We start from the raw sequence: 23,314 nt of genomic DNA on the forward strand, positions 1-23,314 counted from the left end.
CTCCGCCGGATAGGACGTGACGGCGGACCGCCCGATGGGCCGCCGCACCCGAGGAGAAGAGGGACATGACTGACAAAGACGCCACGAAATTCGCAACCACCGACGGCGGCGCGCCGATCCCCAGCGTCGAGCACTCGCTGACCGTCGGCCCCGACGGCCCCATCCTGCTGCAGGACCACTACCTGATCGAGCAGATGGCCAACTTCAACCGCGAACGCATCCCGGAGCGCCAGCCGCACGCCAAGGGCGGTGGTGCGTTCGGTGAGTTCGAGGTGACCCGGGACGTCAGCGCCTACACCAAGGCCGCGTTCCTGCAACCGGGCGCCAAGACCGAGCTGGTGGCCCGGTTCTCCACCGTCGCCGGGGAGCGCGGCAGCCCAGACACCTGGCGGGACCCGCGCGGATTCGCGCTGAAGTTCTACACCGACGAGGGCAACTTCGACATGGTGGGCAACAACACCCCGGTGTTCTTCGTTCGCGATCCGATGAAGTTCCAGAACTTCATCCGCAGCCAGAAGCGCATGCAGGCCACCAACCTGCGCGATCACCACATGCAGTGGGACTTCTGGACTCTGTCACCGGAGTCGGCGCACCAGGTGACCTGGCTGATGGGCGATCGGGGCATTCCGCAGACCTGGCGGCAGATGAACGGCTACTCCAGCCACACCTACAGCTGGCTCAACGACAACGACGAGCTGTTCTGGGTGAAGTACCACTTCAAGACCGATCAGGGCATCGACTTCCTCACCCAGGAGGACGCCGACCGACTCGCCGGCGAGGACGGCGACTACCACCAGCGCGACCTCTACGACTCCATCGAGAGCGGCAACTTCCCGACCTGGACATTGCACGTGCAGATCATGCCGTTCGAGGACGCCAAGACCTACCGGTTCAACCCGTTCGACCTGACGAAGGTGTGGCCGCACGCCGACTACCCGTTGCAGGAGGTCGGCAGGATGACGCTGAATCGCAACGTGGTCGACTACCACGCGCAGATCGAGCAGGCCGCGTTCGAGCCGAACAACATCGTGCCCGGCACCGGGCTGAGCCCGGACAAGATGCTGCTGGCCCGGGGGTTCTCCTACGCCGACGCACACCGGGCCCGGCTCGGCGTCAACTACAAGCAGATCCCGGTGAACGAGCCGCACACGGAGGTCCGCGCCTACAGCAAGGACGGCGCGATGCGGATCCGCAACGCGACCGATCCGGTCTACACGCCGAACTCGATGGGCGGGCCCGAGGCCGATCCGAAGCGTGCCGCCGAGGTGCACTGGGCCGCCGACAGCGAGATGGTGCGCAGCGCGTACGCGCTACGCGAAGACGACGACGACTTCGGTCAGGCCGGCACGATGGTCCGCGAGGTCCTCGATGACGACGCCCGGGACCGGTTGGCGCACAACATCATCGGTCATGTATCGAAGGGTGTGCGGGAGCCGGTGCTGTCGCGGGTCTTCGAGTACTGGAAGAACGTCGACCCCGACCTCGGCAAGAAGGTCGAGGAGGGCGTACGCGGGTGATTTCGGTGTGAATATCGCCGCTCAGCGGCGACATTCACACCGAAATCCCCACCGCTGGCATGATCGAGGCCATGAGCATCGGCATCTCGACCGGCGGCGGGCGGACGCGCGCCGCAGGTCTGGCCCTCGGTGCGGGCCTGGCGGTGCTGTCGGCGGCTCCGGCCGCGGCGACGCCGTCCGCTCCGGGGGTGGTCAACTACGCGGTGCTGCCCAAGGGGTCGGTCGGCAACATCGTCGGCGCCCGGATGGGCTTCGAGTGGACGTTCACCGCGCCGTTCCAGTCGTTCTGGGTGGACAACCCGGTGTGCAACAACTGGGCTGACATCGGGCTGCCCGAGGTCTACAACGATCCCGACCTGGCCGCGTTCAACGGGGCGACCACCCAGGAGTCACCCACCGATATGACGCACTTCGTCAAACAGGCCGTCGGCGTGTTCGCCAACCCCGACGCCGCGGGGCGGGCCTATCACCGGGTGGTCGACCGGACCGTCGGCTGCAACGGCCAGACCACGGCCATGCACCTGGATAACCTCACCACCCAGGTGTGGACGTTCACCGGGGGCCCCGCGGAGGCCACGGAGGCCAACTGGGTCAAGCAGGAAGCGGGTACGGACCGCCGCTGTTTCGTGACCACCAGGCTGCGGGAGAACGTATTGCTGCAGGCCAAGGTGTGTCAGTCCGGCAACGGCGGGCCCGCGGTCGCCGTGCTGGCCGGCGCCATGCAGAACACGCTCGGTCAGTAGCGGTCCGTAACGCCGGGCGGGTTCGGGTACACGTCACCCACGTGTCACCCGCCAAACGCGGGACTTTGTCGGTGTGTTCTGGAAGATGGACACAAGGCAGCGATCGTTCCCGACCCGGAGGGGGTTGGTATGGCCCGCACCATCGCATGTGATGCCGGCAGCGGCTGCACAGCAGACGAGCTGACCAGCGCCTCGGCAGCGGCCGGCCACGTTGTGCAGCGATGCCTGACCGACGGCCCGGTCGGCCGGGTGGGCCTGGAGGTCGAGGCCCACTGCTACGACCTGGGTGATCCGTCGCGGCGCCCGGGCTGGGACGAGCTGACCTCGGCGATCGCGGCTCTTCCGCCACTGCCAGGAGGCAGCGCCGTCACCGTCGAGCCGGGCGGCGCGGTCGAACTGTCCGGCCCGCCGCTGGTCGATGCCGCCGCGGCCATCTCGGCCATGGCGATGGATCGCGCGGTGCTGCGGGCGTCCTTCGCCCACGCCGGTTTCGGGCTGGTGCTGCTCGGCGCCGACCCGCTGCGCCCCGCCGCCCGGGTCAACCCGGGCGGCCGCTACCAGGCCATGGAACGGTTCTTCCGCGCCAGCGGGACCGGCACCGCGGGCGCGGCGATGATGACGTCGACGGCGTCGGTTCAGGTCAACATCGAGGCGGGACCGGCGTCGGGGTGGAGTGAGCGGGTCCGGCTCGCCCATGCGCTCGGCCCGACGATGATCGCCATCACGGCGAACTCGCCGATGCTCGGTGGCCGGTTCACCGGGTGGCGTTCCACCCGGCAACGGGTGTGGAGCCAGCTCGACGCGGCCCGGTGCGGCCCGATCCTGGGCGCCAGCGGTGACGACCCGGCCAGCGACTGGGCCCGCTACGCGCTGCGCGCGCCGGTGATGCTGGTGCACCGCCCGGACCCGACACCGGTCGCCGGGTGGGTGCCCTTTGCGGACTGGGCCGACGGCCGGGTGTTACTGGGCAACCGCAGGCCGACCACCGCCGACCTGGACTACCACCTGACGACGTTGTTCCCGCCGGTACGCCCGCGCGGGTTCCTCGAGGTGCGCTACCTCGACAGCGTCTCGGACGCGATCTGGCCGTCGGTGGCGTTCACGCTGGCGACGCTGCTCGACGACCCCGGCGCGGCCGACCTCGCCGCCGAGGCGACCGAGTCGGTGGCCACCACGTGGGACCGGGCTGCCCGGGTCGGACTGCGTGACCGGCGGCTGCACCGGGCCGCCCGGCGGTGCGTGGCGGCCGCGGCCGAACGCGCGCCGGCTCACCTGCAGGAGTCGATGGAGCAACTGACGCGTTCGGTCGAGCAGGGCCGCTGCCCGGCCGACGACTTCGCCGACCGGGTGGTGACCTACGGGGTGGGCGGTGCGGTGACCCAGCTGGCACAAGGGGAGTTGTGACGTCACGCGAGCTGCTCGCCACCGAGCTGACCAGGGCCCGCGACCGCACCCTGCGGCTCGTCGACTTCGACGACGCCGAGGTGCGCCGACAGTACGACCCGCTGATGAGCCCGCTGGTCTGGGATCTGGCGCACATCGGTCAGCAGGAGGAGCTGTGGCTGTTGCGCGGCGGCGATCCCGACCGCCGGGGCCTGCTGTCGCCGCAGGTCGACCAGCTTTACGACGCCTTCGTGCACTCCAGGGCCAGCCGGGTCGACCTGCCGTTGCTGCCGCCCGCGGATGCCCGCGCGTACTGCGCGACCGTGCGCGGCCGGGCACTCGACGCGCTCGACGCACTGCCCGATGGGCACCCCGACGCGTTCACCTTCGCCATGGTGGTCAGCCACGAGAACCAGCACGACGAGACGATGCTGCAGGCGTTGAGCCTGCGTCGCGGGGCGCCGCTGCTCGACCGCGGGGCGGCACTGCCCGGCGGGCGCGAGGGTGTGGCGGGGACCTCGGTGCTCGTCCCCGGCGGTGAGTTCGTATTGGGTGTGGATGCCGAGACGGAGCCGTTCTCGCTGGACAACGAGCGGCCCGCGCACGTCGTCGACGTCCCCGCCTTCCGGATCGGCCGCGTGCCGGTCACCAGCGGTGAGTGGCGGGCGTTCATCGCCGACGGCGGCTATCGCGAGCCCCGGTGGTGGTCACCGGCGGGCTGGGAGCACCGGCAGCGGGCCGGGCTGACCGCTCCGCTGTTCTGGAACGCGGAAACCGGGACCCGAACCCGGTTCGGCCATGTCGAGGACATCCCCGACGACGAGCCGGTCCAGCATGTGACGTTCTTCGAGGCGCAGGCCTACGCCGCATGGGCGGGCGCCCGGCTGCCCACCGAGGCGGAATGGGAGAAGGCGTGCGCATGGGATCCGCAGACCCGGACGCGACGGCGCTACCCGTGGGGATCGGCCGATCCCGGCCCGGCGCTGGCCAACCTGGGGGGTGATGCGCTGCGGCCGGCCCCGGTCGGCGCGTACCCGGAGGGTGCGTCGGCCTACGGGGTCGAGCAGATGATGGGCGATGTCTGGGAATGGACGACCTCGCCGCTGCGGCCGTGGCCGGGGTTCACCCCGATGGTGTACGAGCGTTACTCGGTGCCGTTCTTCGACGGCGCCGGTTCGGGTGACTACCGGGTGTTGCGCGGTGGGTCGTGGGCGGTCGCGCCCTCCATCCTGCGGCCGAGTTTCCGCAACTGGGACCACCCGGTCCGCAGGCAGATCTTCTCCGGTGTGCGGCTGGCCTGGGACGCCGATGAGCCGCTTGCGCGAAGAGCGACTGATGATGAGCCGCTTGCGCGAAGAGCGACTGATGATGAGCCGCTTGGGCGAAGAGCGACCGGCGATGTGTAGGCATCTGGGCTGGCTCGGCGATCCGGTGTCGGTGGCCGCGCTGATGCTGGACCCGCCGTCGGGGCTGCTGGTCCAGTCCTACGCGCCGCGCCGCCAGAAGCACGGGCTGATGAACGCAGACGGGTGGGGCGTGGGGTTTTACGCCGACACCGACGAAGCCGGTGTCGTGCCCCGGCGCTGGCGTAGCGCCGCGCCGCTGTGGGGTGACGTGTCCTTCGCCTCGGTGGCCCCGGTCCTGCGCAGCCGGTGCGTGGTGGCCGCTGTGCGCTCGGCCAGCGCAGGCATGCCGATCGAGGCATCGGCCAGTGCCCCGTTCACCGACGGCGCCTGGCTGCTGTCGCACAACGGTCTGGTCGACACTGCGGTGCTGCCGCCGGCGCGGCACGCCGAGTCGACCAACGACAGCGCGCTGCTGGCCGCCCTGATCTTCGACCGCGGCCTCGACGCGCTCGGCGCCACCATCGCCGCGGTCGCGGCCGACGACCCGAACGCGCGGCTGAACATCCTGGCCGCCAACGGTTCCCGGCTGCTCGCCACCACCTGGGGCGACACCCTTTCGTTGCTGCGCAGGCCCGACGGTGTCGTGCTGGCCAGCGAACCCTATGACGACGATCCGGCCTGGCAGGAGATCCCGGACCGGCATCTGGTCGACGTCGTCGACATGCACGTGACGCTGACGCCGCTGAAAGGACCGTGATGGCCTCTGAACCCGTGGACTTCTCGCTCGCCAACTACCTGGCCGCCGACGCCGCGGAGGAGGCCCTTCGCCGCGACGTCCGAGAGGGTCTGTCCAAGCACCCGAAGTCGTTGCCACCCAAGTGGTTCTATGATTCCGTGGGCAGTGACCTGTTCGATCAGATCACCCGGTTGCCCGAGTACTACCCGACCCGGGCAGAGGCGCAGATCCTTTCCGCGCACGCTGGCGAGATCGCGGCGGCCGCCGGGGCGGACACGTTGGTCGAGTTGGGCAGCGGAACCTCGGAGAAGACCCGCAGGCTGCTCGATGCGCTGCGCGATCGAGGTTCGCTGCGCCGGTTCATCCCGTTCGACGTCGACGCCGGTGTGCTGGAGTCGGCCGGAGTGGCCATCGGGAAGGAGTATCCGGGCATCGAGATCGACGCCGTGTGTGGCGATTTCGAGGAACACCTCGGCAAGATCCCGGGCATGGGCCGTCGGCTGGTCGCGTTCCTGGGGTCCACGATCGGCAACCTGACCCCTGGTCCGCGCGCGGAGTTCCTGGCCTCGGTGTCGGACATGATGGCGCCCGGCGACACGCTGCTGCTGGGCACCGATCTGGTCAAGGATCCCGTCAGGCTGATCCGCGCCTACGACGACAGCGCCGGTGTCACGGCGCGGTTCAACCGCAACGTGCTCGCGGTGGTGAACCGCGAACTCGGGGCCGACTTCGACATCTCCGCGTTCGACCACGTCGCCCGGTGGAACGCCGCCGAGGAGCGCATCGAGATGTGGCTGCGGTCGATACGCGCCCAGCGGGTGCACGTCGGCGCGCTCGGCCTCGACGTGGACTTCGCCGACGGCGAGCAGATGCTGACCGAGGTGTCGTGCAAGTTCCGTCGCGACGGCGTGGACGCCGAGTTGGCAGCCGCCGGTCTGCGCCGCAAGCACTGGTGGACCGACGATGCGGGCGACTTCGCTCTGTCTCTGTCGGTGAAATGAGCACTGTCGGTGAAATGAGCACTGTCGGTGAAGTGACGCTCGGCGAGCGCTGGCGGGCGGCACGGCCCGCCCCGGCGGGTGTCCACGTCGACAGCGCTGCCTGCTCACGGCAGAGCTTCGCGGTGATCGACGCGGCGGCGCGGCACGCCCGCCACGAAGCCGAGGTCGGGGGCTACGTGGCCGCCGAGGCCGCCGCGCCCGCGCTGGAGGCCGGTCGTGCCGCGGTGCGGGCGCTGACCGGGATGGCCGACGCCGACGTCTTCTTCACGACGGGATCCGGACACGCACTGGACATCCTGCTCGGCGACCGGCCGGGTGAGCGCCGACTGGCCTGCCTGCCCGGCGAGTTCGGGCCCAACCTGATCACCATGCAACGGCACGGCTTCGCGACGCTGCCGCTGCCGGTCGACGGCTCCGGGCGGCTCGACGTCGACGCCGCGGCCGACGCACTCGCGCACGACCCGCCGGCACTGGTGCACTTCACGATCCTGGGCAGCCACAGTGGAATCGCCCAGCCCGCCCACGCGATCGCCGAGATCTGCCGGGCCCACGGCATCCCGATCATCGTCGATGCTGCACAGGGGTTCGCCCATCTGGACTGCGCGGGGATCGGCGCCGACGCGCTGTACTCGTCGTCGCGGAAATGGACCGCCGGGCCGCGTGGGGTCGGCATGCTGGCGACCCGGCCCGGGCTGCTGTCCGAACCGGCCGTGCTGCGGCTGGCCCATGCAGAGGTGAACATCGGACTGCACGTGGCGCTTTCGGTGGCCCTGGGCGAGCACCTGGCCGCAGGGCCCGACGCCGTCCGGGCCCGGCTGCGCGACGTCGGGGCCGGCACCCGCACCGTGCTCGACGGCGCCGCGGGCTGGACCGTGGTCGAACCGGTCGGCGAACCCAGCGCCATCACCACGCTGCGCCCGCCGGACGGGGTGGACCCGATGACGGTGCGGTCCCGGCTGCTCGCCGAGCACGCGATCGTGACGACCTACCTCGGTCCCGAGCGCGCCCCACGGGAGATGACCCGCCCCGCGCTGCGGATCTCGCCGCACGTCGACGTCACCGACGCCGACCTGGCCGCGCTGGAGGCAGCGTTGATCGCCGTCACGCGCTGACCGCAGCCGAGGGCCACCTGCCCGACCGGGTAGGTGGGGCACTGCCCGGTCGTGTGCAATTGCGCTGCCCGAGGATTCGGTCTTGCCCCCGAGCTGTTCCGTGGCTCACATTCCGGGGCCTACGTTGGTGGCCGACACCTCCTGCTGCATCGGAGCCGGCTACCAGAAAGGACCCGCAGATGAAGGTCGAAGATCTACTCAAGCCCTTCCCCATCAAGGAATTCCACCCGTTCCCGCGCGCCATGATGGGCCCGGGCGCACACGAGATGGTCGGGCCCGAAGCCCTCAGGATGGGCTTCAAGCGCGTCCTGCTGATGTCCTCGGGCCTGCGCGGCACCGACATCGTGCACAACATGGCCGAGTCGCTGAAATGGCACGGACTCGAGGTCGTCGTCTACGACAAGGTCGAGTCCAACCCCAAGGACTACAACGTCATGGACTCGGTGAAGCTCTACCAGGAGAACGAGTGCGACAGCTTCGTCTCCATCGGCGGCGGCTCCACCCATGACGCCTGCAAGGGCGCACGCATCTCGATCGCCCACGACGGCCGCAACGTCAACGACTTCGAGGGTTTCAACAAGAGCGAGAACCCGAAGAACCCGCCGCACATCGCGATCTCCACCACCGCGGGCACCGGCTCGGAGACCTCGTGGGCCTACGTCATCACCGACACCACCACCGATCCCGACAACCCGCACAAGTACGTCGCCTTCGACGACGCCAGCGTGACCACGCTGGCCGTCGACGACCCGGTGCTGTACTACGAGTGCCCGGTCGACTACACCGCGCAGTGCGGGTTCGACGTGCTCGCCCACGCCTCGGAGCCCTACGTGTCGCGGCTGAACTTCGAGCCGTCGCTGGGCAACGCGATACGCGCCATCAAGCTGACCGCCGAGAACCTGCGCGAGGCCACCTGGAACGGCACCGACCTCAAGGGCCGCGAGGGCATGATGTATGCGCAGTACATCGCCGCTCAGGCGTTCAACTCCGGCGGGCTGGGCATCATCCACTCCATCTCGCACGCGGTCAGCGCGTTCTACGACACCCACCACGGGCTCAACAACGCGATCGCGCTGCCGCGCGTGTGGGCGTTCAACATGCCGGTGGCCTACAAGCGGTTCGCCGACATCGCCCAGGCGATGGGTGTGGACACCTACGGGATGACCGACGTGCAGGCCGCCGACGCGGCGCTGGCCGCGGCGATCCGGCTGCTGCGCGACGTGAACATCATCGAGAAGTTCACCGACGTCAAGCAGGACAGCTACTCGAAGAACCGGCTCGGCCAGGGGCCGACGAAGTTCTACGAGAACTCCCCGGTGATCAAGGGCGACAAGGCCGACGTGGACCGCATCACCAACCACGTGCTCGGCGACGCCTGCACCCCGGGCAACGCCAAGGAGTGCACGTTCGACACCGTCCGGCCGGTCGTCGACCACTGCATGAACGGCGATCTGGACGAGCTGCTGCCCTGATGTTCGACTCCGTGGAGGAGGTGCGCGAGGCGCTCGCCGGCGAAGGCTATATCGCCGACGAGCGGCTCGCCACCACCGTGTTCCTGCAGACCCGGCTGGACAAGCCCCTGCTGATCGAGGGGCCGGCGGGTGTCGGGAAGACCGAACTGGCCAAGGTGCTGGCGGCCGCGACCGGCCGGCGGCTCCTTCGCCTGCAGTGTTACGAGGGCCAGGACGAGACCAAGGCGCTCTACGAGTGGGACTACGGCAAGCAGCTGCTCTACACCCAGATCCTGCGCGAGAAGATCGGCCAGATCGTCGCGGATGCAACCGATCTCGGTGAGGCCGTCGAGCGCATCGGGGCCCAGGAGAGCGTGTTCTTCTCCGACCGGTTCCTGGCGCCGCGCCCGCTGCTGGAGGCGGTGCGCTCGGAGGAACCCGTCGTGCTGCTGGTCGACGAGATCGACCGGGCCGACGAGGCGCTGGAGGCCGTGCTGCTGGAACTGCTCGGCGAATACCAGGTCTCGGTCCCCGAGATCGGGACGTTCGTCGCCCGGCACGCGCCGTACGTGATCCTCACGTCGAACAACACCAGAGATCTGGCGGCCGCGCTGAAACGTCGCTGCCTGCATCTGTTCCTCGACTATCCGGCCGCCGATCGGGAGCTGGAGATCGTCCGGTCGAAGAACACCGGTCTGTCCGACGCGCTGGCCGGCCAGCTCGTCGGCATCGTGCGGGGCCTGCGGGAGCTGGAACTGCGCAAGGCCCCCAGCATTTCGGAGACCATCGACTGGGCCCGCACGCTCGCGGTGCTCGGCGTCGACGAACTGTCCGGACAGGTGCTTTCCGACACGGTGTCGGTCGTGGTCAAGTACGACAAGGATGTGCGGAAAGCCCTCGACGCGCTGCCGCGGCTGGTGGACCCAAACGCGAAGGTGCCCGACTCGCTGCACCCACACGATCACGGTCACTCGCACAACCATTCGCACGGCGGTCACGATCACGGCCCGGGCCACGATCACCCGCGCGGTGGCCACAACCACAGCCACGACGACGACGATCACGGCGCGGACGGTCGGGCGGCGCGGGCGGCCAAGGACAAGCCCGGCCGGTTCACCGACGGCTATTACGGCACCCCCAAGAAGGCCGGGCAGGCGGCGTCGCTGGGCCGGCGCCGGGCGCTGTAGGAGCCACCGGTGGAGGCGACCCTGCACCGGTTCGTCCGGCTGCTGCGGCTGGCCGGCGTGCGCGTCTCGATCCCCGAGGCGCTGGACGCGATGCGGTGCGCTGGGCAGCCCGGTGTGTTGACTTCCCGGGCTGTCCTGCGCACCGCATTGCGCGTCGCGCTGGTCAAGGACCACCGCGACGAACCGATCTTCGACGAGATCTTCGACGCGTTCTTCTCCCTCGTCCGGGTCGGCCCGGATGACGGAGCACAGGGCGGCCATTCCCACGCCCACGACGACCTTGTCGACACCGGTGAGCTGGACTCGTTCACGCTGTCCGAGGAGCCCAGCGAAACCCCCGAGCCCGGGCACGAACACGGCAAGCCGGCGAGTATCCGGGACTACTTCAAGCAGGAGGACCTGGCGCAGCGCTACAACCTGCACCAGGAGGCGAACAAGATCGATCTCGCCGCGCTGACCGACGAGATCGCGTTCTCCAAGGACAGCCGCACCGGCGCCGACGACTCCTACCGCATCCAGCTGTCCACCGACCGGCTCAGCGGCGCCGGCGCTGCCGGCAGCCTGGCCACCTCCAGCGGCACCGCCGTGGACGCGGAGCTGTCCATCGCCGAGCAGGACGTGCTGCTGGGCTGGCTGGCCGACGAGCTGGGCCCCCTGGGTGACGAGACCGACATGCAGGCCGCGGCCGCGCTGCGCGCGCGGCTGGCCGGGGTGCTGGAGAACCTGCCGCAGGCGCTCAAGCGGCACCTGGAGGCGCTGCTGGCGCTGGAGACCAAGATCATCGAGGACCGCGAGCAGCGCGCGGCGCAGGTGGAGCGCATCGGCGAAGGCGAGCGCGCCGAATTGGAGGACTCGCTGCGCCGGCTGGCCCGTACGCTGCACGGCGCGCTGACCCACCGCAGGCACATCGCCTCCGCGGGCCGGGTCGACCCGGGGCAGACGATGCGGCGCAACATGCGCTTCGACGGGGTGCCGTTCGTTCCGGTCACGGTGCGCCGGGCCGAGGACCGGCCCCGGCTGGTGGTGCTCGCCGACGTCAGCCTGTCGGTGCGGGCCACGTCGCGGTTCACCCTGAACCTGGTGCACGGCCTGCAGGACCTGTTCACCCAGGTGCGCTCGTTCGTGTTCGTCGCCGACCTGGCCGAGACCACCGAGCTGTTCCGCGACCACCCGAGCGAGCGCGCGCTGGGGCTGATCTTCGGTGGCGACGTGATCGACACGGCTGCGAACTCCGACTACGGCACCGTGTTCGGCGACTTCCTGGCCGAACACTCCTCGGCGATCACCCGCCGCACCACGCTGCTGGTGCTCGGCGACGGACGCAATAACGCCAAGGATCCCAACCTGGCCGCGTTCGAGGAGATCACCCGCCGCGCCCGCGAGACGGTGTGGCTGACCCCCGAGCCGCGCTACTCCTGGGGGCTGGGCAGCTGTGACCTGCCCGCCTACGGCGAGTTCTGCGACCGGATCCGGGTGGTGCAGGACCTGAGCGGGCTGGAGCGGGCGGCGCACGACTTCGCCGCCGAGGCCGTCGGGCGGTAGGCGGCGATGGCACCCCGCCGAAATGGCATTCCAGCAGGAGAAAGTCGAGAGAGGGCCTGCTGGAATGCCATTTCGGCAGAGGGGGGCCGTACGCTGGACCGCACGATGTTGTCCGGGTCACATTCGGTGCGCCCGGCGCGTGGCGGGCAAGGCGAGGCAGTGGCGAGAGCGGTCAGAAACACGTCGACGCGGACGCCGACGCGGGCGGGCTATCCCACGTCGATCCCCGAGCACGACCACGGTTGTGCCGCGGCCGCGCCGCGGCTGCTGAAGTTCCACGCCCCGGAGATCGTGTTCGGGGTCGATTCCCTCGTGGAGGCCGCGCACGCCGCGATGCGGCACGGGGCGTTGCGCCCGATGCTGGTCACCGATCCCGGCCTGATCGAGGCGGGCTGGTCCGACGAGATGACCGGCCATCTCGAGGAACAGGGCGTCGACGTGGTGGTGTGGAGTTCGGTCACGCCGAACCCGAAGGACCACGAGATCGCCGACGGTTTCCAGACCTACGCCGAACACGGGTGCGACGTGCTCGTGGCGGTGGGCGGGGGATCGGTCATCGACGCCGCCAAGGGGGTGGCGATCCTGGCCGCCAACGGCGGCGACATCCTCGACTACGAGGGCGTGGACAAGGCCCAGGTGCCGATTCCGCCGCTGGTGGTGGTGCCCTCGACGTCGGGCACCGGCGCCGACGTGTCGCAGTTCTGCATCGTCACCGACACCACCCGCAACACCAAGATCACCATCCTCGGGCGGGCGCTGGTCCCCGACATCACCGTCATCGACCCGCGGCTGCTGACCACCATGCCGGACTGGCTCAACGCCGCCACCGGGCTGGACGCGCTGACCCACGGCGTCGAGGCGTTCGTGTCGCTGGGCCACAACCAGCTCACCGACCACCACGCGCTGCGGGCCGTGCAGATGGTCACCGACAACCTGGTGCACACGATGGAGCGGCCCGCCGAGATGACCGCCAGGGCGCTGATGGCGCAGGCCGCGCTGGAGGCCGGGCTGGCCTTCACCAACGCCATCCTCGGCGCCGCCCACGCGATGAGCCATCAGGTCGGCGGGCTGCTCGACCTGCCGCACGGGGTGATCAACGGGGTGCTGCTGCCGCACGTCGTGCGGTTCAACGCCGAGGCCGACCCCGGACCGTATGCCACCATCGCGACCTGCCTGGGGGTATCGGATCCGCGCGCACCCGCGACCGAGGCCGCGCTGGCGCTGGCCGACCGCATCGAGCGGCTGGCCGGCGAGGTCGGGGTGCCGCGGGGCCTGGCCGCCCTCGGCGTGCGCCACGAGGACCTGCCGCGGCTGGCCAAGACCGCGCTGCAGGACGCCTGCATGAGCACCAACCCGCGCACCGCCGACGAGGCGCAGATGCTTGCGTTGTTCCGGGCGGCGATGTGAGGGCCGCGTCGTGACCGAGCTGTCGCGGGCCAGCGAACGGCGCCGCCGGGTCAACGCCCCGGACCTGGCGCGGTTGACCGGTCTGCGGTCGGGCAAGGGGACGTTCTATCCCGAGCTGCGCGATATCGCCAAGCGACTGGACCGCGTCGTCGCCGCCTTCGACACCATCTCGGGCGCGCTGGTGCAGACGATCGAGGGCCCGGAGAACCTGGTCCGCTCCGTCGCCGAGGCGGCCCGGACCAACCTCGACGCCGACTGGGTGCTGCTGGCGCTGGCCGACGGCGCGCTGCCCGAGGCCAGTGTCCGGCATCTGATCCTGGACTCCGCCGGAGTGGTGTATGCGTTCGAAGGTCTCTCCGGCGCCAAGGATCCGGGGCCGTTCCTGCCCGACGCGGTACTCAACCGGCTCAACGACATCCTGCGCGGCCAGCTGGCCCAGTTCCGGCTGCCGGTGATCGAGAACCACCATGCGCACGTGCCGATCGAGCTCGACGGCGAGGTGATCGGAGCGTTCGCCGCCTGGACTCCGCCGCACCGCACCCTCGACGACACCGACGGCGTGGTGATGCGGATCCTGGCCAGCCAGACCGCGGTGGCGCTGCAGAACTCGGCGCTGTTCACCAAGTCGGTGACGTTGCTGGCGCAGTCCGAGGCGCACAACGCCGAGCTGCTGGCCACTCAGCGCGAACTCGGTGCGGCCCAACGTCATCAGGTGCTCAACTCCGAACGCCACCGGATCGCTCGCGAGCTGCACGACAGCGTCGCGCAGACGGTGCTCTCGGCCGGCATGCAGATCGAGGTGTGCCGCAGCGAGATCGACGGTAAGGCCGGCGGCAACGATCTGATCGACCGGCTCGATCTGGCCAAGGACCTGACCCGCTCGGCGACCGAGCAGCTGCGCTCGGCGATCTACGCGCTCAACCAGCCGGGGGATGCCTATCGGTCCAGCCTGAGCGAGATGCTGGCTCAGCTGGCGACCGTGCACATGCCCGAGGATCTTCGGGTCACGCTGCGCGTCAGCGGCACGCCGGCGGAACTGCCCAGCGAGGTCGAACACGCCCTGCTGCGCATCGCCGGTGAGGCGCTGTTCAACACGGCCATGCACGGTAACGCCACCCGGGCGATCGTGCGGCTGTCCTACGGCGAGCACGCCGTCAGCCTGTCGGTCGCCGATGACGGCACCGGTGACCCGGCCAAGCTGCGGTTGATGCTGCGGCTTTCCGAGGCGGCCGATGTCGACGGCCGCCACCGCGGACTGGCCAACATGCGGGCCCGGGCCACCGAACACGGCGGTACCTTCGACGTGTACCGGTCCCGGATCGGCGGTGTCCGCGTCGTCGCCCGCATTCCCCGCGTGGAAGGCCAGTCCTCATGAAACCCATCCGGCTCGTCCTCGTCGACGATCACGCCATCCTGCGGCAGGGCCTGCGGTCGGTGCTGGAACGAGCCGAGGACCTCATCGTGGTCGGCGAGGCCGCCTCCGAGGCCGAGGCCGAGGCGATCGTGCGGGCCACCGACCCCGATGTGGTGCTGCTGGACCTGAAGCTGTCGGCCGGATCGGAGTTCGAGGGACTGGCGTTGTGCGCCAAGCTGTCCGAGTCCTACCCGGATCTCGGGCTGCTGGTGCTCACGACGTTCCTCGACGAGGACCTGGTGGTGCGCGCGGTGCACGCCGGCGCCCGCGGCTACGTCGTCAAGGACGTCGACACCACCGAGTTGGTGCGTGCGATCCGGGCGATCTCGGCGGGCGACAGTGCGTTCGACTCGCGCAGCGCCGCGGCGGTGGTGCGTTCGATGTCCGGGCGGGCCGAGCCGCGCCAGCAGCTCACCGACCGGGAGATCGAGGTGTTGCGGTTGCTGGCGGCGGGCCTGTCCAACAACAAGATCGGCGAGAAGCTCTACATCTCGGCGACCACCGCGAAGTTCCATGTCAGCAACATCATGCGCAAGCTCGAGGTGAGCAGGCGCGCCGAGGCGGTGTACGCCGCCAGCAAGCGCGGCCTCATCTAGCGGTCCAGGATCAACCAGCCGCCGTGGAACTCGTAGGCGCGCGCCGAGATCGCGGGGTGGCGCCGGGTCAGCCGTTCGGCGGTGCGCTGCAGGGTGGTCAGGTCGAAACGCTGGATATGCCCGTAGCAGTCCCGCGGCTCGTCCTCGAACGGCACCCCGACCACGACGCGCCGCCGCGCCAGCCGGATCGCCTCGTCGAGCACCGCATCGACCGCGTCGGTGGGCAGATGCTCGATCAGATGCAGCGCGGTGACCGTGTCGGCGCAGCGATCGGGCAGCGGTACTTCGGCGGCGTCGCATGCCAGCGTGGTCAACGGCCGGCGCATGGCCGTGCTGATCTGGCGCAGCAGGTGCATCGTCGGAGCGCTGAGATCGGTGGCGAACACCTCGATTCCACGGCGCGCCATCCGCAGCGGGAAGAATCCGAAGCAGGACCCCAGGTCGATCAGCCGGTGTCCCCGCACCTCGCCGGCGGCCCACGCGTGGATCGGTGCGAACGCGGTGGTGCCGGCCTCGAGACGGTCCACCGAGTTGCGGTAGAAGCGCAGCCAGGCCGACAGGCCGCCGTCGACGGTGGAGCGCACGATGCCGGTGAAGACCAGTTCGAACTCGCTCTGCCCGTGCAGGGCCCCTATGTCGACCAGCTCCTCGGCGAGCATCACGGCCAGCTCGTCGCACAGCTCGTCGGGCAGCAGGTTGTGCTCGACGGTCAGCAGGCGACCGTGCCGCTGCACACAGAAGTGCGGCGTGCACACGGTCTCCCCACCGACGTGCGGGCGGTGCGGGCCACGCCGGCGGCGCACCCGGATGCCGTGGCCGCTCCACATGCCGCGCGGCGTGGGCGCCAGCGGATTGAGCACGGCGGCTTCCATACCCGAAACGCTATTGACCGGCGCGGGCGTCGCGCGCGCACCGAAAGGGCGCGATGTGCGACCCGTCCGGGTGGGTAGGTTCCTGCCCGGTCGGCGAGTTCCTTTAGTGCACCCAGTGCCATAGCTTCGGGTGCAGCACGTCACACGAAGCGGAGGAATGACGCATGGACCACACCGAGAACACCCAGGACGACTCGGCCGAGCTGGTCGCCGAGACGCTCGTCGAGGAGGTCTCCATCGACGGCATGTGCGGTGTCTACTGACATGTCCGGCACCTTCGACGTGGACGCGGGATGGCGGCTGCATCCGCAGGTCGCCCTGCGTCCGGAGCCGTTCGGCGCGCTGCTCTACCACTTCGGTACCAGGAAGCTGTCCTTCCTGAAGGACCGGACCGTGGTCGGCATCGTCCGTTCGCTGCCGGGGCACAGCAGCGCCCGCGACGCGCTGCGCGCCGCGGGCGTCGACGACACCGGGAGATACGCCGCAGCCCTCGGCGTGCTCGCCGAATCGCACATGCTGGAGCGCGCGTCGTGACCACCTTCCTGGACCGCCCCAGCGGGGGCACGCTGGTCGACCAGTTCGAGCTCGGGCTCGACGCGCCCATCTGCCTGACCTGGGAGCTGACCTACGCGTGCAACCTGGCCTGCGTGCACTGCCTGTCCTCCTCGGGCCGGCGCGACCCCCGCGAGTTGAGCACCGAGCAGTGCAAGGCCGTCATCGACGAACTCGAGCGCATGCAGGTCTTCTACGTCAATATCGGCGGTGGGGAACCGACCGTGCGCAGCGACTTCTGGGAACTGGTCGACTACGCGACCGCCCACCACGTCGGGGTCAAGTTCTCCACCAACGGGGTTCGTATCACGCCCGCGGTCGCCCGGAAGCTGGCCGCCAGCGACTACGTCGACGTCCAGATATCGCTGGACGGGGCCACCGCCGAGGTCAACGACGCGGTGCGCGGTGCGGGCTCCTATGACATGGCCGTTCGGGCGCTCGAGAACCTGCGGGCCGCAGGCTTTTCCGACGCGAAGATCTCGGTGGTGGTGACCCGGCACAATGTGGGCCAACTCGACGAGTTCAAGGCGCTGGCGGATCGCTTCGGGGCGACGCTGCGCATCACCCGGCTGCGGCCATCGGGCCGGGGAGCCGACGTGTGGGACGAGTTGCATCCCATCGCGACCCAACAGCGGGCACTCTACGACTGGCTCGTCGCCCACGGTGACGGTGTGCTCACCGGGGATTCGTTCTTCCATCTCTCGGCCTACGGTCAGTCCCTGCCCGGGCTGAACCTGTGCGGCGCCGGACGGGTGGTCTGCCTGATCGACCCGGTCGGTGACGTCTACGCCTGCCCGTTCGCGATCCACGACGAGTTCCTGGCCGGAAACGTCACCGCGGATGGCGGATTCACCGAGGTCTGGCGGGGCTCGGAGTTGTTCACCGAGCTGCGCACCCCCACCACCGGCGGCGCATGCGCGTCCTGCGCGCATTTCGACGCCTGCCGCGGCGGCTGCATGGCCGCCAAGTTCTTCACCGGCCTTCCGCTGGACGGCCCGGACCCCGAATGCGTGCAGGGGTACGGCGAATCCGCACTCGCCGGTGATCGTCAGGTACCCAAACCGGCGGTCGACCATTCCCGGTCGCTGCCGCTGAGAGTGGTCAACCGACCCCGCCGTGCCTGCGACGAGAATCCGTTGGCCGGACTGCAGTAAAGGAGTACACATCATGGCCAAGACCGGTTGGTTCGAGACCGTCGCCGAGGCTCAGCGGCGGGCCCAGAAACGGCTGCCGCCCAGCGTGTACAGCGCGCTGGTGGCGGGCTCGGAGAAGGGCATCACCGTCGGCGACAACCTGTCGGCGTTCGGCGAGCTCGGTTTCGCGCCGCACGTGGCCGGGCTGTCGGGCAAGCGCGACATGGCGACAACCGTGATGGGACAGTCTATCTCGTTGCCGGTGCTGATCTCGCCGACGGGCGTGCAGGCCGTGCACCCCGACGGCGAGGTGGCGGTGGCGCGCGCCGCCGCGGCCCGCGGGACCGCGATCGGACTGTCTTCGTTCGCGAGCAAGCCGATCGAGGAGGTCGCCGCGGCCAACCCGCAGACGTTCTTCCAGATGTACTGGACCGGCGGCCGGGACCGGCTGGTGGCCCGGATGGAACGCGCGCGCAGGGCCGGTGCGGTCGGGCTGATCATCACCACGGACTGGTCGTTCTCCAGTGGGCGCGACTGGGGCAGCCCGGCGATCCCGGAGAAGATGGACCTGCGGGCGATGCTGAAGTTCGCCCCGGAGGGCATCCGCCGGCCGCGCTGGCTGCTGGAATTCGCCAAGACCGGCAGGGTGCCCGACCTGACCGCGCCGAACCTCGCCGACGGTGGCGAGGCGCCGACGTTCTTCGGCGCCTACGGCGAGTGGATGCAGACCGACCTACCCACCTGGGAGGACATCGCCTGGCTGCGCGAACAGTGGGGCGGCCCGTTCATGCTCAAGGGCGTGATGCGCGTCGACGACGCCAAACGGGCGGTCGACGCCGGGGTCAGCGCGATCTCGGTGTCCAACCACGGTGGCAACAACCTCGACGGCACCCCCGCCCCGATCCGGGCGCTGCCCGCGATCGCCGAGGCGGTGGGCGGCGACATCGAGGTGGTGCTCGACGGCGGCATCCGCCGCGGCAGCGACGTCGTCAAGGCCGTCGCGCTGGGTGCGCGTGCGGTGATGATCGGCCGGGCCTACCTGTGGGGCCTGGCCGCCGGCGGACAGGCCGGAGTCGAGAACGTGCTCGACGTCCTGCGTGGCGGAATCGATTCCGCGCTGCTCGGGCTGGGTCTGTCGTCGGTGCAGGAACTCACCCCGGCCGACCTGGTCATGCCGGACGGCTTTCGCCGCGACCTGGGCGTCTGAGCCCGGTCAGGACTCCGCGGCGAGCACCCGGGCGGCTTCGCGCACCGCGGCGACGTTGGCCTTGCCCTGCCGGGAACCGGCCAGCTTCGCCGCGATGTGCGCGCCGACGGTGATCGGCTCGTAGGCCAGGCCGGCGTCGTCGTCCAGGAAGCCGGGCGCGGTGCAGATCACCGCGTCGACGTTGCCGTCGTGGAAGAACGCGGCCGACCGGCGGCGCTTGACGGTGCCGTCGACGATGGGCGGCTTGACCCGGTGCAGCGTGGACATCCACCGGTCGTTGGTGATGCGGGCGGTCAGGTCGCCGAGGTTGACCAGCAGCGCGCCGTCCAATGGGGCGACATCGTGCCAGCGGGCGTCGGTGCCCAGCACCTGCAGTCCCGCCACCCGGTCGGCCCACAGCACCGTGACGATGCCGTAGTCGGTGTGCTCGCCCATCCCGGTGAGCTCACCGCCGGCCGTCATGGTGCCCTCCGGCAGGGCGTAGTTGTTCATCCGCAACACGTCGATCGAATGATCGGTCAACCGGGAGAAATAATCGGGCGCCAGGCCCAGCGCGGCGCAGAAGATGTCGGTCAGCACCCGGGCCACCCGGCCGGCCTCGGCGAAGTAGTCCAGCACGGCCGGCTGGAATCCGGGCGGCTCGGCGGGCCAGACGTTGATGCCGTAGTCGGCCTCGTCGAGGTCCAGGTGGGGGAACGAACGCGCCTCGACCCCGACGTTGAACGCCTCGAAGAAGTCGTTCATCCGGTTCGCCGACTCCACCCCCAGCGACAGGCTCAGCGATTCGCTCCTGGGCGGGCTGTAGCCGCGGTTGGCGCCGCTCACCCGGTAGGTCCTCTTGGTCTGCTCGGGCAGGCCGAAGAACCCGTCGATCGCGCCGGCCAGCCCATCGAGGGTCGGCCGGGGGATGCCGTGGCCGAGGATCTGCATGAAACCCACACGGCTGCAGGCATCGTCGACCGCGCGGGCGACCGCGGCGCGGGCTTCGGCCGCGTAGGTTTCGTCGATGCCGCCGCTCACCCACGGGGTGATGTCGACCGCGGGCACCTCGAACGTCGCCGTCATGGGCTCTTGTGCGCCGAGAGCAGGAACGCCGGGAACTTGAGCCGGCCCTTGTCGTCGCGCTCGTGCGGCGGAACCGGGAACGGCGACCCCGCGGCGGGCACGTTGGCGTGGATGAACGCCGGGCGGACGTCATCGATCTGCCAGTACCGGCCGACCACCGCCCGCAGCTCGGCCTCGTCGACCTCGTTGGGCTGGTGCGTGGCATCGGCGGCGAACGCCCCGCGCGCGAACACCAGGATGTAGTACGCGGCCCCGGGTGCCGCGGCGCGCAGCACCGAGCGCTGGTAGTCGTCGCGCGCCTCGACGGGCAGGGAATGGAACAGCGTGGAGTCGATGATGGTGTCGAAGCGTCCGTCGAAACCCGTGAACGTGGTGATGTCGTCCTGCACGAACGTCGCCGTGGTCAGGCCGCGTTCGGCCGCGGCCCGGCGGGCCGCGGCGACCGCCGTCGGGGTCAGCTCGATGCCGACCACGGGGTATCCGTCGGCGGCCAGCGCCAGCGACAATTCGGCGTACCCGCATCCGGCGTCGAGCACCTCGCCGCGCACGTTGCCTTCCCGGATCAGCGCGGCCAGCTCCGGCTGGGGCTCACCGATGTTCCACGGCGGCGCTCCCTCGAAGCCGGCCTCCCCGCGGTAGGCATCGTCCCAGTCCATCGCGTCGAGATCGTCGGGGTCGCTCATCCTCCCGACGGTACGCCGGCCCGGCCTGCCTCAGCGCGGCAGTTCCCAGCTGTGCACCGGGGCGTTGGTGTGCATGCCTTCGCAGTAGCGCCGCAGCATCTCGGCCAGCGCGTCGGGCCGGCTCATGCCCCGGTCCTGCAGCGCCGACACGGTGGCCGCCTGCCACGCCGCGCCGTTGCGCCCGGTCTTGGCGCGGCCCTCGATGACCCCCAGATAGCGGTCGCGGACCTCGGCGGCGACCTCCCAACGCCGCAGTCCCTCGTCGGCCAGCGGCAGCAGCTCGCGCAGCACCAACTCGTCGGGTGTGACCTCGCCCAGACCGGGCCAATACAGCCGCGCGTCCATCCCGTGCCGGGCGGCATGCCGGAAATTCGCTTCCGCGGCAGCGAAACTCATCTTCGTCCACAGCGGGCGATCTTCTTCGGACAGGGCGCGCAGGGTGCCGTAGTAGAACGCCGAGTTGGCCATCATGTCCAGCACGGTCGGTCCGGCGGGCAGTACCCGGTTCTCCACCCGCAGGTGCGGCCGGCCGACCCCGTCCTGTTCCACGACGTCGTAGACCGGCCGGTTCCACCGGTAGATGGTGCCGTTGTGCAGGCGCAGCTCCGAGAGCAACGGGGTGCGCCCGTCGGCCAGCTCGGCGACCGGATCCTCGTCGGAGAGCTCGGGCAGCAGCGACGGGAAATAGCGGACGTTCTCCTCGAAGAGATCGAAGATCGACGTGATCCAGCGTTCGCCGAACCAGACCCGGGGCCGCACGCCCTGCGTCTTGAGTTCGTCGGGGCGGGTGTCGGTGGCCTGGGCGAACAACTCGATGCGGGTCTCGGCCCACAGCTGGTGGCCGAGGAAGAACGGCGAGTTGGCGCCCAGCGCGAGCTGTGGGCCGGCCAGCACCTGCGCGGCATTCCAGTTGTTGGCGAAGTCGGCAGGCGACACCTGCAGATGCAATTGCATACTCGTGCAGGCGGATTCGGGTGCGATCGTGGCGGCCTGCAGGCTGAGGCGCTCCGGGCCGGTGATGTCGATCATGATGTCCTCGCCGCGGGCGGTGAAGATCGAGTCGTTGAGTGCCTGATAGCGGGTGGACTGGCTCATCCAGCTGCCCGACAGGTGCTCGGGCATCAGCGTCGGCAGGATCCCGATCATCACGATGTGGGCGCCGTCGGTGCTCGCCTTGGCCTCGGCGGCGTTCAGGCTCGCGCGCACGTCGTCCTCGAGTTCCAGCGCCGCGCGGCCGGGCAGCCGTCGCGGCGGAACGTTGAATTCGATGTTGTAGGCGCCCAGTTCGGTCTGATACGCCGGATCGGCGATCGCTTCGAGGACCTCGGAGTTGTTCATCGCCGGCTGGTAGTCGGCGTCGACCAGGTTGCACTCGATCTCCATCCCGGTCAGCGGCTTCTCGAAATCGAAGCTGGACTGGGTCAGCATGGTCTCGAAGACATCGAGGCACAGCTGCACCTTGCGCCGGTAGTCGCGCCGTTGCGCGCGGCTGAACGTGGCTTGCTTGAGTTCCTCGCCCACACCGTCATTGTGGCGGCAGAGGCGGCGATTCCGCGTCCGATTACCCGTGCCGGCCGGCCACCGCGACCTGCGGGCCGAACAGTCCACCGCTCAACCGCACCTCGATCGCCGGGTCGGCCGCGGCCGCCAGGGCGCGCAGCGCCGACGGGCTGTAGGCGCGCAACGAGCTGATCACCCCGTCGTGCACGAACGGCACCACCGGGGCCAACGGCAGCACCGTGGCCAGCCGCAGCAGGTGCAGCGGTGCGGGCGGCCGCGGCAGGTCGATCACGAGCAGCTTGTCGGCGGCGCGGGTGCCCTCGGCGAGCACCCGGGCCGCCGCCACGGGCGGCAGGTGGTGCAACGACAGCGCGATCACCGCGAGGTCGAACTCACCGTCGGCGGCGTCGAGGTCGGTGGCGTCCATCCGCCGCACCTTGGCGCGCGGATGGCCACCGAGCTCGCCTGCGGCGATCGCGGCGACCGAGGACGGCTCGACATCGGTCACCGTGACCCGGGCGCTCGGATGCCACTCCAGCAGCTTGGCCGACAGCTTGCCGTGCCCGGCGCCGAGTTCGAGGATCTTCGGGTCGGCGACGTCGGCGACTTCGTCGAGGGCGAGTTTCGCGAACCGCTCATGGTTGCCGAACACCTCGCCGGTCCACTCCAGCGCGCGGATGACGCTGCGCTTGCGCGCCTCGAGGGCAGCGTCGCCGGTGGAGTCGCGATCGAGGTACTCGGTGAGCCCGGTCTGCAGCAGCCGGTCCAGACATGACGCGTCCGGCCCGCCGCGCGGCATCGCGGCGATGCCGGTGCCGGCGTCGCCGGCGGTCATGTCGGTGTCGGTTGCCACGTGGTCCATCATGG

Annotated in this window: 22 protein-coding genes; 17 read left to right on the top strand and 5 right to left on the bottom strand. The window is 70.1% G+C overall.

The features are described from left to right. Positions 1-65 precede the first annotated feature (65 nt). The 13 genes from JDV09_RS03480 to JDV09_RS03540 all read left to right on the top strand — a co-directional run bounded on the left by JDV09_RS03480 (position 66) and on the right by JDV09_RS03540 (position 15,435). Complete coding sequence (locus tag JDV09_RS03480; RefSeq protein WP_221367723.1) at positions 66-1,517, top strand: catalase; 1,452 nt, start codon at positions 66-68, stop codon at positions 1,515-1,517. A gap of 71 nt (positions 1,518-1,588) precedes the next feature. Further along, a complete protein-coding gene (locus tag JDV09_RS03485; RefSeq protein WP_221367724.1) occupies positions 1,589-2,260 on the top strand; it encodes a sensor domain-containing protein in 672 nt (223 codons plus the stop codon). A 129-nt stretch (positions 2,261-2,389) separates the two neighbouring features. Further along, a complete protein-coding gene (gene egtA, locus JDV09_RS03490) occupies positions 2,390-3,664 on the top strand; it encodes an ergothioneine biosynthesis glutamate--cysteine ligase EgtA (protein ID WP_221367725.1) in 1,275 nt (424 codons plus the stop codon). Further along, on the top strand, positions 3,661-5,049 hold the full coding sequence (egtB, locus tag JDV09_RS03495) for an ergothioneine biosynthesis protein EgtB (RefSeq protein ID WP_221367726.1): 1,389 nt from the start codon (positions 3,661-3,663) through the stop codon (positions 5,047-5,049). The genes egtA and egtB overlap by 4 nt, the downstream gene beginning before the upstream one ends. Further along, entirely contained in the window at positions 5,042-5,746 is a 705-nt protein-coding gene (gene egtC, locus JDV09_RS03500) for an ergothioneine biosynthesis protein EgtC (RefSeq protein WP_221367727.1), read from the top strand. The genes egtB and egtC overlap by 8 nt, the downstream gene beginning before the upstream one ends. After that, complete coding sequence (gene egtD, locus JDV09_RS03505) at positions 5,746-6,726, top strand: L-histidine N(alpha)-methyltransferase (RefSeq protein ID WP_255604781.1); 981 nt, start codon at positions 5,746-5,748, stop codon at positions 6,724-6,726. Before egtC ends, egtD begins: the two co-directional genes overlap by 1 nt. Beyond that, positions 6,723-7,838 (top strand): ergothioneine biosynthesis PLP-dependent enzyme EgtE, encoded by a 1,116-nt coding sequence (gene egtE / locus JDV09_RS03510; RefSeq protein ID WP_221367728.1) that lies wholly within the window; start codon positions 6,723-6,725, stop codon positions 7,836-7,838. The genes egtD and egtE overlap by 4 nt, the downstream gene beginning before the upstream one ends. Positions 7,839-8,017: 179 nt before the next feature. Beyond that, the gene (gene mdo, locus JDV09_RS03515; protein ID WP_221367729.1) at positions 8,018-9,310 is read left to right on the top strand and encodes an NDMA-dependent methanol dehydrogenase; all 1,293 of its coding nucleotides are present in this window, start codon (positions 8,018-8,020) and stop codon (positions 9,308-9,310) included. Further along, positions 9,310-10,476, top strand: coding sequence for an AAA family ATPase (locus JDV09_RS03520; RefSeq protein WP_221367730.1), 1,167 nt, complete (start codon positions 9,310-9,312; stop codon positions 10,474-10,476). Before mdo ends, JDV09_RS03520 begins: the two co-directional genes overlap by 1 nt. 9 nt (positions 10,477-10,485) lie before the next feature. Beyond that, positions 10,486-12,018, top strand: coding sequence for a VWA domain-containing protein (locus tag JDV09_RS03525; protein WP_221367731.1), 1,533 nt, complete (start codon positions 10,486-10,488; stop codon positions 12,016-12,018). Between the two features lie 222 nt (positions 12,019-12,240). Beyond that, positions 12,241-13,425, top strand: a complete 1,185-nt coding sequence (locus tag JDV09_RS03530; RefSeq protein ID WP_308124002.1) for an iron-containing alcohol dehydrogenase — start codon at positions 12,241-12,243, stop codon at positions 13,423-13,425. A 19-nt stretch (positions 13,426-13,444) separates the two neighbouring features. Continuing rightward, the gene (locus tag JDV09_RS03535; RefSeq protein WP_304619294.1) at positions 13,445-14,800 is read left to right on the top strand and encodes a MadS family sensor histidine kinase; all 1,356 of its coding nucleotides are present in this window, start codon (positions 13,445-13,447) and stop codon (positions 14,798-14,800) included. Further along, a complete protein-coding gene (locus JDV09_RS03540) occupies positions 14,797-15,435 on the top strand; it encodes a MadR family response regulator transcription factor (protein WP_221367733.1) in 639 nt (212 codons plus the stop codon). Before JDV09_RS03535 ends, JDV09_RS03540 begins: the two co-directional genes overlap by 4 nt. On the opposite strand, the gene mftM is transcribed toward JDV09_RS03540, so the two are convergent. Then, positions 15,432-16,307, bottom strand: a complete 876-nt coding sequence (gene mftM, locus JDV09_RS03545) for a mycofactocin oligosaccharide methyltransferase MftM (protein WP_221367734.1) — start codon at positions 16,305-16,307, stop codon at positions 15,432-15,434. The genes JDV09_RS03540 and mftM overlap by 4 nt on opposite strands. Before the next feature lie 164 nt (positions 16,308-16,471). On the opposite strand from mftM, the gene mftA reads away from it, so the two are divergent. The 4 genes from mftA to mftD are packed head-to-tail and all read left to right on the top strand — an operon-like array spanning position 16,472 to position 19,199. Beyond that, positions 16,472-16,570 carry a mycofactocin precursor MftA gene (gene mftA / locus JDV09_RS03550; protein ID WP_221367735.1) on the top strand — a complete coding sequence of 33 codons (99 nt, stop codon included), beginning with the start codon at positions 16,472-16,474 and terminating at the stop codon, positions 16,568-16,570. A gap of 1 nt (position 16,571) precedes the next feature. Next, entirely contained in the window at positions 16,572-16,841 is a 270-nt protein-coding gene (gene mftB / locus JDV09_RS03555; RefSeq protein WP_221367736.1) for a mycofactocin biosynthesis chaperone MftB, read from the top strand. Next, positions 16,838-18,013 carry a mycofactocin radical SAM maturase gene (gene mftC, locus JDV09_RS03560; protein ID WP_221367737.1) on the top strand — a complete coding sequence of 392 codons (1,176 nt, stop codon included), beginning with the start codon at positions 16,838-16,840 and terminating at the stop codon, positions 18,011-18,013. The genes mftB and mftC overlap by 4 nt, the downstream gene beginning before the upstream one ends. Before the next feature lie 13 nt (positions 18,014-18,026). Then, positions 18,027-19,199, top strand: a complete 1,173-nt coding sequence (gene mftD, locus JDV09_RS03565; protein ID WP_221367738.1) for a pre-mycofactocin synthase MftD — start codon at positions 18,027-18,029, stop codon at positions 19,197-19,199. Positions 19,200-19,205: 6 nt separating this feature from the next. Here mftD and JDV09_RS03570 read toward each other — a convergent pair whose 3' ends face one another. Genes JDV09_RS03570 through JDV09_RS03585 form a run of 4 tightly spaced genes read right to left on the bottom strand, consistent with a single transcriptional unit; the run spans position 19,206 to position 23,246 of the window. Then, positions 19,206-20,264 carry an isopenicillin N synthase family dioxygenase gene (locus tag JDV09_RS03570; protein ID WP_221367739.1) on the bottom strand — a complete coding sequence of 353 codons (1,059 nt, stop codon included), beginning with the start codon at positions 20,262-20,264 and terminating at the stop codon, positions 19,206-19,208. Further along, positions 20,261-20,920 (bottom strand): class I SAM-dependent methyltransferase, encoded by a 660-nt coding sequence (locus tag JDV09_RS03575; protein ID WP_221367875.1) that lies wholly within the window; start codon positions 20,918-20,920, stop codon positions 20,261-20,263. Before JDV09_RS03575 ends, JDV09_RS03570 begins: the two co-directional genes overlap by 4 nt. A 57-nt stretch (positions 20,921-20,977) precedes the next feature. Beyond that, a complete protein-coding gene (locus JDV09_RS03580; RefSeq protein WP_221367740.1) occupies positions 20,978-22,468 on the bottom strand; it encodes a glutamate-cysteine ligase family protein in 1,491 nt (496 codons plus the stop codon). Positions 22,469-22,508: 40 nt separating this feature from the next. Then, the gene (locus tag JDV09_RS03585; RefSeq protein WP_221367876.1) at positions 22,509-23,246 is read right to left on the bottom strand and encodes a class I SAM-dependent methyltransferase; all 738 of its coding nucleotides are present in this window, start codon (positions 23,244-23,246) and stop codon (positions 22,509-22,511) included. Positions 23,247-23,314 lie beyond the last annotated feature (68 nt).

The sequence above is a fragment of the Mycolicibacterium xanthum genome (genome assembly GCF_019710635.1).
Lineage (GTDB): Bacteria > Actinomycetota > Actinomycetes > Mycobacteriales > Mycobacteriaceae > Mycobacterium > Mycobacterium xanthum.